At 64.4% G+C, this 16,257-nt stretch carries 13 protein-coding genes; 5 read left to right on the top strand and 8 right to left on the bottom strand.

Annotated elements, in window-relative coordinates; genetic code table 11:
* Position 1 precedes the first annotated feature (1 nt).
* Both IFT75_RS12370 and yrfG read right to left on the bottom strand, forming a co-directional pair.
* Complete coding sequence (locus IFT75_RS12370; RefSeq protein WP_122479836.1) at positions 2–877, bottom strand: LysR family transcriptional regulator; 876 nt, start codon at positions 875–877, stop codon at positions 2–4.
* Between the two features lie 72 nt (positions 878–949).
* Positions 950–1,612: a GMP/IMP nucleotidase gene (gene yrfG, locus IFT75_RS12365; RefSeq protein WP_122479835.1), complete on the bottom strand. Its 663-nt coding sequence runs from the start codon at positions 1,610–1,612 to the stop codon at positions 950–952.
* 91 nt (positions 1,613–1,703) lie between these two features.
* Here yrfG and nudE point away from each other — a divergent pair, with 91 nt between their 5' ends.
* Both nudE and cysQ read left to right on the top strand, forming a co-directional pair.
* Positions 1,704–2,270, top strand: a complete 567-nt coding sequence (gene nudE / locus IFT75_RS12360; RefSeq protein WP_122479834.1) for an ADP compounds hydrolase NudE — start codon at positions 1,704–1,706, stop codon at positions 2,268–2,270.
* Complete coding sequence (cysQ, locus tag IFT75_RS12355) at positions 2,267–3,106, top strand: 3'(2'),5'-bisphosphate nucleotidase CysQ (protein ID WP_192055023.1); 840 nt, start codon at positions 2,267–2,269, stop codon at positions 3,104–3,106. The genes nudE and cysQ overlap by 4 nt, the downstream gene beginning before the upstream one ends.
* A gap of 23 nt (positions 3,107–3,129) precedes the next feature.
* Here the strand turns inward: cysQ and IFT75_RS12350 are convergent, their stop codons facing one another.
* From IFT75_RS12350 to rfbB, 5 genes are all read right to left on the bottom strand, one after another.
* A complete protein-coding gene (locus tag IFT75_RS12350; RefSeq protein ID WP_192055022.1) occupies positions 3,130–4,512 on the bottom strand; it encodes a sigma-54-dependent transcriptional regulator in 1,383 nt (460 codons plus the stop codon).
* Positions 4,509–6,323: a sensor histidine kinase gene (locus IFT75_RS12345; protein ID WP_192055020.1), complete on the bottom strand. Its 1,815-nt coding sequence runs from the start codon at positions 6,321–6,323 to the stop codon at positions 4,509–4,511. The genes IFT75_RS12350 and IFT75_RS12345 overlap by 4 nt, the downstream gene beginning before the upstream one ends.
* Positions 6,324–6,415: 92 nt before the next feature.
* A complete protein-coding gene (gene rfbC, locus IFT75_RS12340; RefSeq protein ID WP_122479830.1) occupies positions 6,416–6,961 on the bottom strand; it encodes a dTDP-4-dehydrorhamnose 3,5-epimerase in 546 nt (181 codons plus the stop codon).
* A complete protein-coding gene (rfbA, locus tag IFT75_RS12335; protein WP_122479829.1) occupies positions 6,958–7,833 on the bottom strand; it encodes a glucose-1-phosphate thymidylyltransferase RfbA in 876 nt (291 codons plus the stop codon). The genes rfbC and rfbA overlap by 4 nt, the downstream gene beginning before the upstream one ends.
* Positions 7,830–8,912, bottom strand: a complete 1,083-nt coding sequence (gene rfbB / locus IFT75_RS12330) for a dTDP-glucose 4,6-dehydratase (protein ID WP_192055018.1) — start codon at positions 8,910–8,912, stop codon at positions 7,830–7,832. Before rfbB ends, rfbA begins: the two co-directional genes overlap by 4 nt.
* 267 nt (positions 8,913–9,179) lie before the next feature.
* On the opposite strand from rfbB, the gene IFT75_RS12325 reads away from it, so the two are divergent.
* The 3 genes from IFT75_RS12325 to IFT75_RS12315 all read left to right on the top strand — a co-directional run bounded on the left by IFT75_RS12325 (position 9,180) and on the right by IFT75_RS12315 (position 14,844).
* Positions 9,180–12,089, top strand: a complete 2,910-nt coding sequence (locus tag IFT75_RS12325) for an aminotransferase (protein ID WP_192055016.1) — start codon at positions 9,180–9,182, stop codon at positions 12,087–12,089.
* Between the two features lie 88 nt (positions 12,090–12,177).
* Positions 12,178–13,284, top strand: coding sequence for an agmatine deiminase (aguA, locus tag IFT75_RS12320; RefSeq protein ID WP_192055015.1), 1,107 nt, complete (start codon positions 12,178–12,180; stop codon positions 13,282–13,284).
* A gap of 270 nt (positions 13,285–13,554) precedes the next feature.
* Positions 13,555–14,844, top strand: a complete 1,290-nt coding sequence (locus IFT75_RS12315) for an OprD family porin (RefSeq protein WP_192055013.1) — start codon at positions 13,555–13,557, stop codon at positions 14,842–14,844.
* 73 nt (positions 14,845–14,917) lie between these two features.
* Here the strand turns inward: IFT75_RS12315 and IFT75_RS12310 are convergent, their stop codons facing one another.
* The gene (locus IFT75_RS12310) at positions 14,918–16,177 is read right to left on the bottom strand and encodes a cation:proton antiporter (RefSeq protein ID WP_122479824.1); all 1,260 of its coding nucleotides are present in this window, start codon (positions 16,175–16,177) and stop codon (positions 14,918–14,920) included.
* Positions 16,178–16,257: the final 80 nt, after the last annotated feature.

Raw genomic sequence — 16,257 nt, 5'->3', positions numbered from 1 at the left:
ATCATGGCGCGTCATACAGCTTGAAGCACGCTTCGGCCAGTGCCGAGCGCGGCGCCGCGCGGCGCATGATCAACCCCAGCGGCGCCAGCGTGTGGGCGTCGGCGATGGGTTGCAGGCGCAAGTGCTCGGTCAGCCCTTCCAGCCCGCCGGCCAGGGGCATGATGGCGCAGCACAGGCCACCGTGTACGGCCTGGATCAACTGGTGAACCGCGTCGGTCTGCAGCAAGGGCTGCGGCGCCAGCCCTCGGGAGTGGAAATTGTGGTCGATGGACTGACGAAAATGCATGCCGGTGGTGAGCATGCCCAGCGGCAACTCGATGAGCGCCTCCCAACTCAGGGCCTGCTCGCCGAAATCATAGTGGCGTTGATCGAACAACAGGCCCATGCGGGTTTCTCCCAGCGCCCTCGATTCGAAGCGCTCCTGATCGAGCCGCTCCAGAAACGATACCCCCAGGTCGATGCGGTTACTTGCCAGTTGCTCGAGGATCTGTTCGGAACTCAGCGAGCTGAGCTCGAAGCGAAGGTTGGGATGCTCACCGTGCAGGGTGTGCAGCAGTGGCACTGGGTCGAAGCTGGACAGCGGCACCACCCCCAAGCGCAAGGTGCCTACCAGATGCCCGCGACAGGCAGCGGCTTCCGCCTGCAGGCCGTCGTAGGCGGCCAGCACGGTACGCGCCCAGGCCAGCACGCGCTCGCCTGGGGCAGTGAAGCCCTCAAAGCGCTGGCCGCGCTTCACCAGGGGCAACTCGAGCTCTTCTTCGAGGTTGCGCAGGCGCATCGACAGGGTCGGCTGGGTGATGTGGCAACGCGCTGCGGCCTGGCCGAAATGACGGGTTTCATCCAACGCGATAAGGAATTTGAGTTGCTTGATGTCCATGCTCGCTCCCGGGTAGGCGATGCGCAGTATAGCGGCACGCGCTGGCGGTGGGGCGGTGGGCAGCAGGGTGGGTCACAGACCTGCGATGAGCTCGCGGTAATCACCCACCGCCTCGAATTCTTCGGTGTCCTTGGCGCCCTTGCGGCTGTCCGGCTCGCACACCGCGAGCAGATGCTTGACCCCGTAGGCCTGGGCGCTGCGCAGCACCGGCAGGGTATCGTCGATGAACAGGCTGCGCGCCGGGTCGAAGCCGATGTCGGCCTGCAGGGCGTCCCAGAACTGCGCGTTTTCCTTGGGGTAGCCGTAGTCGTGGGAACTGATCAGCCGTTCGAAATACGGCGCCAGCTCGATGCGCTCCAGCTTCAGCGACAGCGAGTCGCGGTGGGCGTTGGTGATCATGATCACCCGCTTGCCGGCGCGCTGAATCGCTGCCAGAAACGTGTCGGCGTCGGGGCGCAGGGCGATCAGATCGGCCGTCTCCAGTTTCAGCTCGCGTACCGGGATGTTCAGTTCGCGGGTCCAGAAATCCAGGCAGTACCAGTTCAGCTTGCCGGCGTTGTCGGTGAACAGCGGTTGCAGCTCCAGCTGTGCCATGGCCAGGCTCACCCCGTGCAGTTGGGCATAGCGCTGCGGCAGATGTTCGAGCCAGAAATGGTTGTCGTAATGCAGGTCGAGCAAGGTGCCATCCATGTCCAGCAGGACGGTATCGATGGTGCTCCAGGCGAGGCGTGGCATAGCGAAGATTCTCGGGCAGTGGTGGATCAAGGGTGGCCTGCCGCAGGCCAAGCCACGGTATAGTAACCCGTTCACGTCCAGGAGCTGCCCGATGCGCCAGAAACCCGAAGTCCTTGCCCGCGAAATCGTCGCCAGTAGTCGCCTGTTCCGTGTCGAAGAAGTGCAATTGCGCTTCTCCAATGGTGTCGAGCGTACCTACGAACGTCTGGTGGGGCGCGGCAATGGCTATGGCGCGGTGATGATCGTGGCGATGGCCGATGCCGAGCATGCGCTGCTGGTCGAAGAGTATTGCGGGGGCACCGACGCCTATGAGCTGTCGCTGCCCAAGGGTTTGATCGAGCCGGGCGAAGACGTGCTGGCTGCAGCCGATCGTGAGCTCAAGGAAGAAGCCGGATTTGGCGCCCGGCAGCTCGAGCACCTGACCGAGCTGTCGTTGTCGCCCGGCTACATGAGCCAGAAAATCCAGGTGGTTCTGGCCCAAGGGCTGTACGAGGAGCAGCTCGAGGGCGACGAGCCGGAGCCGATGCGGGTCGAGCGGGTGAACCTGCGCGAGCTGGCCAGCCTGGCCCAGCATCCGCAGTTCTCCGAAGGCCGCGCACTGGCCGCCCTGTACCTGGCGCGCGACCTGCTGATCCAGCGTGGAGTGTTCAGCCTGTGAGCGATCTCGAACGTCTGTTGCCAGAAGTAGTGGCGCTGGCCCATCGGGCTGGAGCGGCGATCCTGCCGTTCTGGCGGGCCGATGTGCAGGTCATGGCCAAGGCCGACGAGTCGCCGGTCACCGCAGCCGACCTCGCCGCGCATCACGTCATCGTCGATGGATTGAAGGCGTTGGCACCGGATATCCCGATCCTGTCCGAAGAAGATGCGGACATCGCGCTGGACGTGCGCGAACGATGGACCCGCTGGTGGCTGGTCGATCCACTGGACGGCACCAAGGAATTCATCAACGGCAGCGAGGAATTCACCGTCAACATCGCCTTGATCGAGCATGGTCAGGTGCTGTTCGGTGTGGTCACCGTACCAACCACGGGCAGCGCCTACTATGGCGGGGCGGGGCTCGGCGCCTGGCACGCCGTGGGCGAGCAGCCGGCGCAACCGATCAGCGTGCGCCGCACGCCTGCGCCAGGCAGCGCGTTCAAGGTGGTTGCCAGCCGCCGCCATTCCAGCCCCGGGCAGGAGCACCTGCTCGCCGGGTTGAGCGCCGTGGTGGGCCCCCTGGATCTGGTCAGTGTCGGCAGCTCGCTGAAGTTCTGCCTGTTGGCCGAAGGCGCCGCCGATTGCTATCCGCGCCTGGCGCCAACCTCGCAATGGGACACCGCTGCCGCCCAGGGTGTGCTCGAAGGTGCTGGCGGCGAAGTGCTGCAGATCGACGGGCAGCCGTTCGTCTATCCTGCCCGCCAGTCGTTGCTCAACCCGTCGTTCCTGGCGCTGCCCAGGGATGTGCCATGGCGTCAGTCACTGGTGACGCTGGCGCAGGCCGCGAGCGAGCACTAGGCAGTCGCTGCAGAGCCCTGGATTCACTCGTGTTCGTCGCCCCCGCCAAAGCTCAGGCCATGCTTGCGCAGCTTGTCGTGCAAGGTCTTGCGTGGAATGCCCAGGGCCTCGGCCAGGCTGCGCACGGAGGTGTGCGAGCGGCTCATCTCGGCCGCGATCAAGGCGCGTTCGAAATGCTCGACCTGTTCGCTGAGCCCGCCGGCGACCGTCCGCGCCATGTCCACGGGGCCGGGCTCGCCGTTGTCCAGGGCCAGTTCGAGGCCCAGGGCGAAGCGCTCGGCAGCGTTCTGCAGCTCGCGCACATTGCCCGGCCAGCTGTGCCGCAACAACAATGCACGCTGGGCCGCCGACAGTTCGTTGGCCAGTACCCCGTGGCGCTCGGCAGCAGCGTCGGCGTAGTACTGGAACAACGACAGTACGTCTTCGCCGCGCTCGCGCAACGGCGGAATGCGTAGCGAGGCAACATTGAGGCGGTAATACAGGTCGGCGCGGAAGCGTCCCTGGTCGGCGGCCTGACGCAGGTCTTCCTTGGTGGCGGCAATCACCCGGATGTCCAGGCGGATCTGCTGGTTGCCACCCAGGCGCTCGACCACGCGCTCCTGCAGCAGGCGCAGCAGCTTGACCTGTACGTCCAGGCTCATGCTTTCGATTTCGTCGAGAAACAAGGTGCCGCCGTTGGCGAACTCGAACTTGCCGATGCGGCGTTTCTGCGCGCCGGTGAAGGCGCCGGGTTCATGGCCGAACAGCTCGCTTTCCACCACCGATTCGGCGAGGGCACCGGCGTTGATCGCCACGAAGGGACCGCCGCGGCGGCTGGACAGGTCGTGCAGGGCGCGCGCCACCACTTCCTTGCCGGCGCCGGTTTCGCCCAGAATCAGCACGTCGGCCTTGGTTCCGGCCAGGGCGCCGATCTGTTCGCGCAAACGCGCCATCGGCGCCGACTGGCCCACCAGGCGTGTGCTCAGCTGCTGGCGATCGCTCAGGGCCATGCGCAGGCTGCGGTTGTCCAGTACCAGCCGGCGCACGGCCAGGCCGCGACGCACGCTGTCGAGCAGCGCATCGCTGGCGAATGGTTTTTCGAGGAAATCGTAGGCACCGGCGCGCATGGCCTGCACGGCCAATGGGACGTCGCCGTGCCCGGTGATCAGCAGAACCGGCAGTTCGGTGTCCCGCGCATGCAGTTGTTCGAGCAACTGCAGGCCGTCGATGCCCGGCATGCGGATGTCGCTGACCACGACACCCGGCCAGTCGCGCTCGATGCGCCCGGACAAGCCCTGGGCGTCGGCCAGGGCCAGCACTTTCAGCCCGGCCAGGTCCAGGGTCTGGCTCAAGGCCTGGCGCAGGTGGGGATCGTCGTCGATCAGCACGACCTGGATCTTGCTGTCGATGGCGCTGTCGCTGGTCATGCCGATGGGTCCTCTGGAGCTTGCAGGCTGACCCCGGGCTCTCCGGCGCGCAAGCGCAGGATCAGCAGGGCACCGCCTTGGGGATGATTGGACAGCAGCAGTTCGCCGCCCAGCGCGCGCATCAGCGTATCGCAGATCGCCAGGCCCAGGCCAAGTCCCTGCGTGCGTGTCTTGGTGGTGAAAAAGGGTTCGCGGGCGCGGGCCATGGCCTCGCTGGTGAAGCCTGGGCCGTTGTCGCGGATGCGCAGTTCGACGCCGTCGGCCGTTTGTTCGGCGCTCAGCCACAGGCACCGCGGGTTGGCCTTTTCGGTCAAGGCATCCAGGGCATTGGCCAGCAGGTTGCCCAGCACCTGGCGCAGTCGGGTTTCACCGGCCTGCACCCAGAGCGGCGCATCGGGCAGGTCGCGGATGAGTTCGACGGCCATGGCGCGGCGGCGTTTGGCGAGCAGGGCCAGGGCATCGTCGAGGGCTGGTTGCAGGGCGACACTTTCCAGGGCGTGACGGTCGCGTCGGGCGAAGGCGCGCAGGTGGGCGATGATCGAGGCCATGCGCCCGGTCAGTTCGCTGATCAGCTTGAGGTTGCCTCGTGCATCCTCGATGCGCTCGTGGTCGAGCAGCACTTCGGTGTTCTCGGCGTAGCTGCGAATGGCCGCCAGGGGCTGATTGAGCTCGTGGCTGATGCTGGCCGACATGGTGCCCAGCGCCGACAGCTTGCCCGCCTGCACCAGTTCGTCCTGGGCACGCACCAGTTCCTGCTGGGCCTGCTCGCGTTCGAGCACTTCCTGGCGCAGCTTGCTGTTGAGCCCTTCGAGCGCACTGGTGCGTTCCACCACCCGGGTTTCCAGTTCGTGCCGGGTACGCCCTTCGAACTCGATGCGCTCGAGGTAGTGGCGGCGGCGCTGCATCATCAGGCCGAGCAGCAGCATCAATGCCAGGAGCAAGGCTCCGCCCACGGCGACGACGGTGCGCACCGGTCGATCGAGCAAGGTTTTGGGGGCGAGGATGCTGACGTTCCAGCCGGTTTCGGCGATGGTGCGCGTTTGCGTGAGCCAGGCGTCGGGGTCCAGGTTCAGCGGCTGTGGATCGCGGGTGGGGTAGGGCAGGATCGAGACGATGCCCTGGCGCTCGCTGTCGCTGAGCGGGCGCGTGGCACGGAAGCGCCATTCAGGGCGCGAGGTCAGGATGACCACGCCGTTGTGGTCAGTGAGCAGCAGCTGTTCAGGCGTCTTGCCCCACAGGGTTTCAGTGTGGTCGAGGTCGACCTTCACCACCAGAACGCCAATGACCTTGTCCTGGTCATGCACGGCGGCGGCAAAGAAGTAGCCGCGCTTGGCAGAGGTCGTGCCGAGCCCGAAGAAGCGCCCCAGGCGCCCGGCCACGGCATCGCTGTAATAGGGGCGGAAGGCGAAATTGCGGCCGACGAAACTGTCGCGCTGTTCCCAGTTGGAGGCGGCCAGGGTATTGCCGTCGGCGTCCAGCAGGTACATGACTTCGGCGCCGGTCTGTTCGCGGATGTCCTTGAGCAGGTGGTTGGCGTCGAGGATCGCCTGGGCATCGCGGGGAGCGGCCAGCAAGGCGCGCAGCGCCGGCAGGTCACCGAGGATCTGCGGCAGGGTTTCGTAGCGGTGCAGGGTGCCCAGCAGGTTGGCGACGTAGAGGTCCAGCGTCTGCCGATTCTGGCTGACCAGCTCGCTTTTGTAATAGCGCTCGGCCAGATGCTCCAGTGGCCACAACAGTGGCGCCAGGCACAGGGCCAGGATTGCCAGGCTGCGCCAGCGGGGTCTGCGAGTGATGAAAGGTCTGGAGGTCATAGGACAACACGCCGGAATTGACCGGCGTATTATGCGCCACGTAAACGCCGCGAAGCACGGTCGACATGCATCGCGACGTTACCGCAGGCCGATCACGGGAACACGTCGGCCTCTTCCAGGCGCTTGCCGGCCAGGTCCTTGGCCGACAGCGACGGGGCTGCGTCCAGCTGCCAGTCGATTGCCAACTGCTCGTCATCCCAGGCAATGCTGCGCTCGGACGACGGGTCGTAGTAATCGGTGGTCTTGTAGAGGAACTCGGCGTACTCGCTCTGCACCACGAAACCGTGGGCGAAGCCTGGCGGAATCCACAACTGACGGCTGTTCTGCGCGGACAGCTCGACCGCCACCCACTTACCGAAGTTCGGCGAGCTGCGGCGGATGTCCACTGCCACGTCGAGCACTTGCCCGGTGACCACGCGAACCAGCTTGCCCTGGGCATGCTGCACCTGATAGTGCAGCCCGCGCAGCACGCCGCGGGCGGAGCGTGAATGGTTGTCCTGGACGAACGGCAGCGTCACGCCGGTGGCTTCCTGGAAGGCCTTGGCATTGAAGCTTTCGTAGAAGAAGCCGCGCTCGTCACCGAAAACCTTCGGCTCGATGATCAACACATCGGGCAGGTCGGTAGCGATCACTTTCATCGGGTTTCTCCGGCCAGCGAGTACAGGTACTGACCATAGCCGGTCTTGCCGAAGTACTTGGCGCGTACCAGCAGCTGTTCGCGGTCGATCCAGTGGTTCTGGTAGGCGATCTCTTCCAGGCAAGCCACTTTCAGGCCCTGACGGTGTTCGATGGTCTGCACGTATTGCGAAGCATCGAGCAGGCTGTCGTGGGTACCGGTGTCGAGCCAGGCAAAGCCGCGGCCGAAGCGTTCCACGCGCAGGTCGCCGCGTTCCAGATAGGCATTGTTGACGTCGGTGATTTCCAGCTCGCCACGGGGCGAAGGCTGGACATCCTTGGCGATGCGCACCACGTCGTTGTCGTAGAAATACAGGCCGGTGACCGCATAGCTGGACTTGGGCTCGGTCGGCTTCTCTTCGATGGACAGTGCACGCCCGTCCTGGTCGAACTCGACCACGCCGAAACGCTCCGGATCCTTGACCCAGTAGCCGAACACGGTGGCGCCGGTCGGGTGCGCCGAGGCACGCTTGAGCTGGTCGCTGAAGTGCTGGCCGTGGAAGATGTTGTCGCCCAGGATCAGGCACACCGGGTCTTCGCCGATGAATTCCTCACCGATCAGGAACGCCTGGGCCAGGCCGTCCGGTGCTGGCTGTTCGGCGAACTGGATGTTGATCCCGAACTGGCTGCCGTCGCCGAGCAACTGGCGGTATTGCGGCAGGTCCTGAGGGGTGGAGATCAGCAGGATCTCGCGGATGCCGGCCAGCATCAGTACCGAGATCGGGTAGTAGATCATCGGCTTGTCGTAGATGGGCAGCAGTTGCTTGGAAACACCCAGGGTAATGGGGTGCAGGCGGGTGCCGGAGCCCCCGGCCAGAACGATACCTTTCATCATGCGATCAAATCCTTAGGTTCGGTGAAGCCCAGGCGTTCACCTTGATAACTGCCGTCCTGTACGCGACGGCACCATTGAAGATTGTCCAGATACCACTGTACGGTCTTGCGCAGGCCGGTCTGGAAGGTTTCCTGCGGCACCCAGCCCAGTTCGCGCTCGATCTTGCTGGCGTCGATGGCATAGCGCACATCGTGGCCCGGGCGGTCCTTGACGAAGGTGATCAGGTCGGCATAGTGCGCCACGCCGTCCGGACGCTGTGGCGCCAGTTCGTCGAGCAGGCCGCAGATGCTGCGCACCACGTCGATGTTCTTCTGCTCGTTGTGGCCGCCGATGTTGTAGGTCTCGCCGACCACGCCTTCGGTGACGACCTTGAACAGGGCGCGGGCATGGTCTTCGACGTACAGCCAGTCACGAACTTGCATGCCATTGCCGTACACGGGCAGTGGCTTGCCGGCCAGGGCATTGAGAATCACCAGCGGAATGAGTTTTTCCGGGAAGTGATACGGGCCGTAGTTGTTCGAGCAGTTGGTGATCAGCACCGGCAGCCCATAGGTACGCTGCCAGGCACGCACCAGGTGGTCGGAGGCTGCCTTGCTGGCCGAGTACGGCGAGCTTGGCGCGTACGGTGTGGTTTCGGTGAACAGGTCGTCCACGCCGTGCAGGTCGCCGTAGACCTCGTCGGTGGAAATATGGTGGAAGCGGAAGGCTTCGCGTTCGGCCGTCGGCAGGTGCTGCCAGTAGCCACGGGTGGCTTCGAGCAAGGCGTAGGTACCGACCACGTTGGTCTGGATGAACTCGCCCGGCCCGTCGATGGAGCGATCGACGTGGGATTCGGCCGCCAGGTGCATGATCGCGTGGGGCTGGAAGCGCGCCAGCACGGCGCTGACCGCGGCCTGGTCGGCAATGTCGGCCTGGACGAATTCGTAACGGCTGTCGCTGGCGATTTCAGCCAGTGATTCGAGGTTGCCGGCGTAGGTCAGCTTGTCGAGGTTGAGTACTTCGTGCTCGGTGTTGGCGATCAGGTGACGCACCAGTGCCGAGCCAATGAAACCGGCGCCGCCGGTGATGAGAATGCGCATGTCGAAAGCCTTCTTCCTGAGCTGACAATGATTCGTTGCAGCCTAGCTTGTGTGGATGGGCGCGGCGGTGCAAGCCCGGTTTGTCAAACGAATGTGCAACGGTGTTCCACCCCAGGCCTGTTCATGAGTGACACAGGCCTGGGGCGGCGTAATTCAACGGCAGTCTGCCTGCGCGATCGAATCGCGAGCGGCAGGGTTGCCGGCGGTGGAAATCCTGCGCGGCGAACCGCTACAGTACTTGCAAACCAGACCATCGAGGTTTCATTCATGCCGCTCGACACGCTCGTGCATCGCGCCAGTCGTCCCAACCCCGTGGTGAGTATCGAACAGGCGCAGGCATTGTTGTTCGAGCATTATGGCCTGCAAGGTCAGCTGCACAGCCTGGGCAGCCAGCAAGACCTCAATTTTCGCGTGGAAAGCGCCCAGCATCGCTGGGTGCTGAAGTTCTGTCACGATGACGCCCCCCAGGCACTCGCGGCCCAGCATGCCGCGATGCGCCATCTGGCTGGCCACGGCCTTGCAGTACCACAGGCACTGGCTGCCCTCGACGGTCGCGACACCCTCGGCGTACACCTGGGCCAGCAGCGCCTGCAGATGCGCGTGTTGAGCTATCTGGACGGTCAGCCGTTGACACGCCTCAAGCATCTGGGGCCGGCTGCGATCGCGCGCATCGGTCAGTTGTGCGGCGAAGTAGGCCGCGCCTTGCTCGACTTTCAACACCCTGGCCTTGCGCGCACGCTGCAATGGGACCCGCGACATGCGCATAAGTTGCTTGATCATCTGTTGCCGGCGCTCGACGATCCCGGGCAGCGCGGCCGTGTGGTCGAAATGGCGTTCCAGGCGCAGCGTCGACTGGGTGCGGTCAGTGCCGATCTGCCGCTGCAGGCGGTGCATCTGGACATCACCGATGACAACAGTGTCTGGCAGCGCGATGCCGACCTGCGCTGGCAGCTCACGGGCCTGATCGACTTCGGTGATCTGGTGCACACCTGGCGGGTGGCGGACCTGGCGGCGACCTGCGCTGCGCTGCTGCATCATGGCCATGGCGATCCGTTCGCGGTGTTGCCGGCAGTGGCAGCCTATCATCGGGTCAATCCGCTCGATGCAGCGGAGTTGCGTGCGTTGTGGCCATTGGTGGTGCTGCGGGCCGCGGTGCTGGTGTCGAGCAGCGCCCGGCAGTTGAGCGTGGCACCGGACAACGACTACATCCGGGCGAATGTCGAACATGAGTGGGAAATCTTCGACATAGCTACCGCAGAACCATTCGAATTGATGGAAGCGGCAATTTTCAGCAGTGTGGGCCAGAGCATACCTGAATCAGGCGGAGATGGCATATTGCCTTTGTTCGCCCACGTGACGCATTCGACAGTTTGTCGAGTGGACTTGAGCGTACTCAGCGAGCATTTCGCGGACGGCAATTGGGAGCAAGCGAATATCGACGAACGGCTGCTGAGCGATGCCGCAGCGGGCAGCGGCTGGGCCTGTACGGGGTATGGTGAGTATCGCCTTTCGCGTACCCGCATCGATACCTGCGCGGCCTCGGCGACCTGCGCGCTGCACGTGCAGGTTCAGGCGCCGCCGGGCACCAACCTGCAGGCGCCCTGGGCTGGCACGCTGAAGCGGTTGGCAGATGCCAGCGTGGTGCTCGAAGGTCCTTCCGTGAGCCTGCACCTGTGGGGGCTCGACTGCCCAAGCCCGGCGGGGACCGTGCTGGCTGCGGGCGCACCGTTGGGCAAGGTCGACGGTTCGCTGCTGGTGCAGTTGTGCCGCAGCCCTGATGTGAGCCCGCCACTGTTCTGCACGCCGGCGCGGGCGGCGGCCTGGCAGTCCCTGTGCCCGTCGCCGGCAAGGGTGCTCGGCATGGGTTGCGACGCGCCGCTACCGCCCGACGCAAGTCTGCTGCTGCAGCGGCGCGACGCCAGTTTCGCTCGCTCGCAGAAGCATTATTACCAGGCGCCGCCGCAGATCGAGCGCGGCTGGCGCAACCATCTGATCGACATGCACGGCCAGTCGTACCTGGACATGCTCAACAACGTCGCGGTGCTCGGCCATGGACACCCGCGCATGGCCCAGGTGGCGGCGCGGCAATGGTCACTGCTCAATACCAACTCACGCTTTCACTATGCAGCTATCGCCGAGTTTTCCGAGCGCCTGCTGGCGCTCGCGCCGCCAGGTTTCGATCGGGTGTTTCTGGTCAACAGCGGCACCGAGGCCAACGATCTGGCGATCCGCCTGGCCTGGGCAGCCAGCGGCGGGCGCGACATGCTCAGCATGCTCGAGGCCTACCATGGCTGGTCGGTGGCCACCGATGCCATTTCCACCTCCATCGCCGACAACCCGCAGGCGTTGAGCACGCGACCGGACTGGGTCCATCCGGTCATGGCGGCCAACAGCTACCGTGGCACTTTCCGTGGTCCCGACTGCGCCGCAGGCTACGTCCGCAGTGTCGACGACACCTTGCGTCAGCTGGATGAGCAGGGCCGCCAGCTGGCCGGTTTCATCTGCGAGCCGGTGTACGGCAACGCCGGCGGCATAGCCTTGCCCGAGGGCTATCTGCAGCAGGTCTATGACCGCGTTCGCGCGCGGGGCGGGCTGTGCATCGCCGACGAAGTGCAAGTTGGCTATGGGCGCCTGGGCGAGTATTTCTGGGGGTTCGAACAGCAAGGCGTGGTGCCGGACATCATCACCATGGCCAAGGGCATGGGCAATGGTCACCCGCTGGGCGCGGTGATTACCCGCCGCGAGGTAGCCGAGGCACTGGAAGCCGAGGGGTATTTCTTCTCATCGTCCGGTGGCAGCCCGGTCAGTTGCCGCATTGGCCTGGCGGTGCTCGATGTGATGGCCGAAGAGGGGCTGTGGGAGAACGCGAAGGTGGTTGGCGGGCATTTCAAGGCACGCTTGCAAGGGTTGCTCGACCAGCATCCGCTGGTGGGCGCCGTGCACGGGTCCGGGTTCTATCTGGGCCTGGAACTGGTGCGCGATCGCCACAGCCTGGCGCCGGCGACGCAGGAGACGGCGCTGCTGTGCGAGCGGCTGCGCGAGCTGGGCATCTTCATGCAGCCCACCGGTGACCACCTGAACATCCTCAAGATCAAGCCGCCGATGGTGACCACCCGACAGAGCGTGGATTTCTTCGTCGATTGCGTAGCGCAGGTGCTGGACGAAATCCAGGGCTGAAAGACAGGCCCGGGCGCGTTTCACGATCCGCTCGACAACCTGTAGAGTGCGTCCATACCTTTTTCATGGACCACCGGAGCCCTGACCCATGACCACGCTCGACAGTACCCCTCGCGCCGACGGTTTCCACATGCCGGCCGAATGGGCGCCCCATACCCAGACCTGGATGCTGTGGCCCGAGCGCCCGGACAACTGGCGCCTGGGCGGCAAGCCGGTGCAGGCGGCGCATGTCGCCCTGGCCAAGGCCATCGCGCGTTTCGAGCCGGTCACGGTCGGGGTGTCTGCAGGGCAGTACGACAACGCGCGCGCGCGCCTGGACGTGCCGAACATTCGCGTGGTCGAAATGAGCAGCGACGATGCCTGGATGCGTGATACCGGGCCGACCTTCGTGATCGACGAAAGCGGCCAGGTGCGCGGTGTGGACTGGGCGTTCAATGCGTGGGGCGGCTTTGACGGTGGCCTCTATGCGCCCTGGAACCGCGACGAGCAGGTGGCGAGCAAGGTGCTGGGCATGGAGCGCTGCCAGGGTTACCACACGCAAGGTTTCGTGCTCGAAGGCGGCTCGATTCACGTGGACGGCGAAGGCACGCTGATCACCACCGAGGAATGCCTGCTGAACCGCAATCGCAACCCGCACCTGAGCCGCGAGCAGATCGAGCGAATCCTGTCCGATCATCTGGCAGTGGACAAGGTCATCTGGCTGCCCGACGGCCTGTTCAACGACGAGACCGACGGACACGTCGACAACTTCTGCTGCTACGTGCGTCCCGGTGAAGTGCTGCTGGCCTGGACCGACGACGCCAGTGATCCGAACTATGCCCGTTGCCAGGCTGCCCTGCAGGTGCTGGAAAGCAGCGTCGATGCCAAGGGCCGGGCGCTGGTGGTGCACAAGATGCCGATCCCGGGGCCCTTGTATGCCACCCAGCAGGAGTGCGATGGCGTCGATCTGGTTGCCGGCAGCCAGGAGCGTCACCCGTCCGTGCGCCTGGCCGGATCCTACGTTAACTTCCTGATCGTCAACGGCGGCATCATCGCGCCCAGCTTTGACGACCCCCTCGACAGCCAGGCGCAGGCCCTGTTGCAGCAGCTGTTTCCGGAGCACGAAGTGGTGATGGTGCCGGGCCGTGAATTGCTGCTCGGTGGCGGCAACATCCATTGCCTGACCCAGCAGCAGCCGGCGCCCGTGCGCGGCTGAGGCGGGCTGACCAGCCTTTGAAGCCCGACCTGATGTCGGGCTTTTTTGTGGGCGTTATGCCGCAAAGCGACCTGCTTATAGCGATAAAGTTTCACGAAATTTTGACTTTCGCATCCTCCCATCGCTAGGATCCGACCCCGCGCACTGGCCCGCATAGACCCTGCCCCGCCCCTCCGAATGCCTGTTGCAGAGCGTTGCGCTGGCAATGCGGACGGCGGGAAACGAGCGGGTGGCCGTGTCGCGTCCTCACTGGTGATTAGGGAAAACAAGATGTTGAACAAGAAACTGGCTGTCCTCGCGCTGGGCGTGATGGCGGCGACCCAGGCCATGGCCAGCGAACAGGCCGATAGCAAGGGCTTCGTCGAAGACAGCCACCTCGACGTACTGCTGCGCAATGCCTACATCAGTCGTGACTACAAGCATGGCGGGCAGGACAAGGCCGAGTGGGGCCAGGGTGTGATCGCCAAGTTCAATTCCGGTTTCACCCAGGGCACGGTCGGCGTCGGCGTCGATGCATTCGGCCTGTATGCGCTGCGCCTGGACGGCGGCACCGGTCGCGCCGGTGCCGGCGGTATCGACTTTTTCAAGCGTGGCGGTACTTCGGACGATCCGAGCAGTGCGCCCCACGATCTGGCCCGCGCCGGCGCAGCGGTGAAAGTGCGCATCTCCAATACCGTGATCAAGTACGGCGACCAGATGCCGGCGCTGCCGGTGCTCAATTTCGACGATTCGCGCCTGTTGCCGGAAAGCTTCACCGGCACCCTGATCACCTCCAAGGAAATCGATGGCCTGGTGCTCAACGCCGGCCGCTTCACCCAGGAAGCGCGCAAGAGCGCCGAAGCCCGCGACAGCGGTGGCCTGAAGAAGATCGACGTGTACGGCGGCAGCTATCAGTTCAGCGACAGCCTGACCGGCGCCTTGTATGCCTCGGATGTCGAAGACCGGCTGAAGAAGCAGTACGTCAACCTCAACTACGTGCTGGCCCTGCCGAGCGAACAGTCGCTGACGTTTGATTTCAACGGCTACCGCTCGCACCTGGACAAGGACTACGCCAGCACGCTGGGCACTGGCCAGGACAACAAGATCTGGAGTCTGGCCGCGACCTGGGCCTTCGGTCCGCACTCGCTGACCCTGGCACACCAGCGCAGCACGGGCGATACCGGCTACAACTACGGTTTCTATCAGAACGCCGGTGGCGTGGGCGACGGTGGCTCGACCATTTTCCTGGCCAACTCGTACTGGTCGGACTTCAACGCCGAAGACGAAGTCTCCTGGCAGTTGGGCTACGGCATCGACTTCCGCACGTTCGGCGTGCCCGGCCTGACCTACAAGGTGGCCTACGTGCGTGGCGACAACATCCGCACCCCGACGGGCGATGGCCAGGAACGCGAGATCTTCAACCAGGTCCAGTACGTGGTGCAGAACGGCCCGGCCAAGGACCTGACCCTGCGTCTGCGCGGCTCGTGGTTGCGCACCTCGGACAACGTCCGTGCTTCGGGCTATAACGACGACGGCAACGAAGTACGCGCTTTCGTCGAGTACCCGATCAACATCTTCTGATGGCGACCCGGTTGTGATGGTGTAAATGAAAAACCCCGCGAGAGCGGGGTTTTTCGTATGCGAACGGTGCCGATCAATGCTCGCGCACGGCCTGCGTATCCGGCTCGCGGGTCACGGCCTTGACCAGTTTGCCGATGCTCAGGCCCTGCAACAGGATCGAGGACAGCACGACGATGTAGGTGATGCTCAACAGCAGGTCGCGTTCCGGTCCGATCGGCAGGGCCAGGGCCAGGGCGACCGAGACGCCGCCGCGCAGGCCACCCCAGGTAAGCACGCGAATGGTGCCACGCGGGACGCTGCGAAAGCGTCGCAGCAGCAGAATCGCCGGGGCCACCGTGAGCAACCGCGAGAGCAGGATCGCCACGGCCAGCAGGGAGGCTGCGAACAGGTGCAGCCAGGAGAACGGCAGCAGCAACAGCTCCAGGCCGATCAAGGCGAACAGCAGCGCATTGAGGATGTCGTCGAGCAACTCCCAGAAGCCGTCCATATAGCGCCGGGTCATGTCGTTCATTGCCAGGTTGCGCCCCAGGTTGCCGATGATCAGCCCGGCCACCACCATTGCGATCGGCGCCGACACATGCAGCTCGTAGGCCATGGCCGAGCCACCGATCACCAGCGCCAGGGTCAGCATGACCTCGACCTGGTACTGCTCGATGCTCTTGATCATGCGGTAGACGATGTAGCCGATCAGGCCGCCGAACAGTGCGCCCCCCACGGCTTCATGCAGGAACAGCATGGCCGTTGCGCCCGCCGTCGGTGTTTCGCCCAGTTGAGCGATACCCAGCAGCACGGTGAACACCACCACCGCCGTGCCATCGTTGAACAGCGATTCGCCGACAATGGTGGTTTTCAACGGCTTGGAGGCGTTGGCCGTGCGCAGCACGCCCAGCACCGCGATCGGATCGGTAGGTGAAATCAGGGCTCCGAACAGCAAGCAGTACAGGAAGCTGACGTGCCAGCCGAACAGGCCGAATATCCAGAAGGCCAGGGCGCCGATGACGAAGGTGGCGATCAGCACGCCGAAAGTGGCCAGCAGACCGATCGGCCAGCGGTAGTTGCGCAAGTCGGCGAGGTTCACGTGCAGGGCGCCGGCGAACAGCAGGAAGGACAGCATCCAGTTCATCAGCAGATCGCCGAAGTCGATCTGGTTCATCAATGCTTCGACGCGTTCTTCCAGGCCCGGGTAGCCGATGAAACTCAAGCCTTGCAGGATCAGCGAGAACAGCAGAGCGGTCACCATCACGCCGATGGTAGGGGGCAGGCCGATGAAGCGGAAATTCACATAGGTCAGCAGTGTGGTGAGGCAGATGAATGTGGCAACTAGCTCGAGCATCCGGGCTCCTTTGGTCAAATGATGAAGATTTCTCGATAGATGAGGTCTATCAAACGCTGCAGTGTTGTTGGATGTTGCCG

It is taken from the genome of Pseudomonas sp. CFBP 8758, assembly GCF_014841725.1.
In the GTDB taxonomy this organism is placed as follows: Bacteria; Pseudomonadota; Gammaproteobacteria; order Pseudomonadales; family Pseudomonadaceae; genus Aquipseudomonas; species Aquipseudomonas baltica.
Note: the sequence above shows the minus strand (reverse complement) of the source record. Positions and strands in the feature narration are given on the sequence as shown.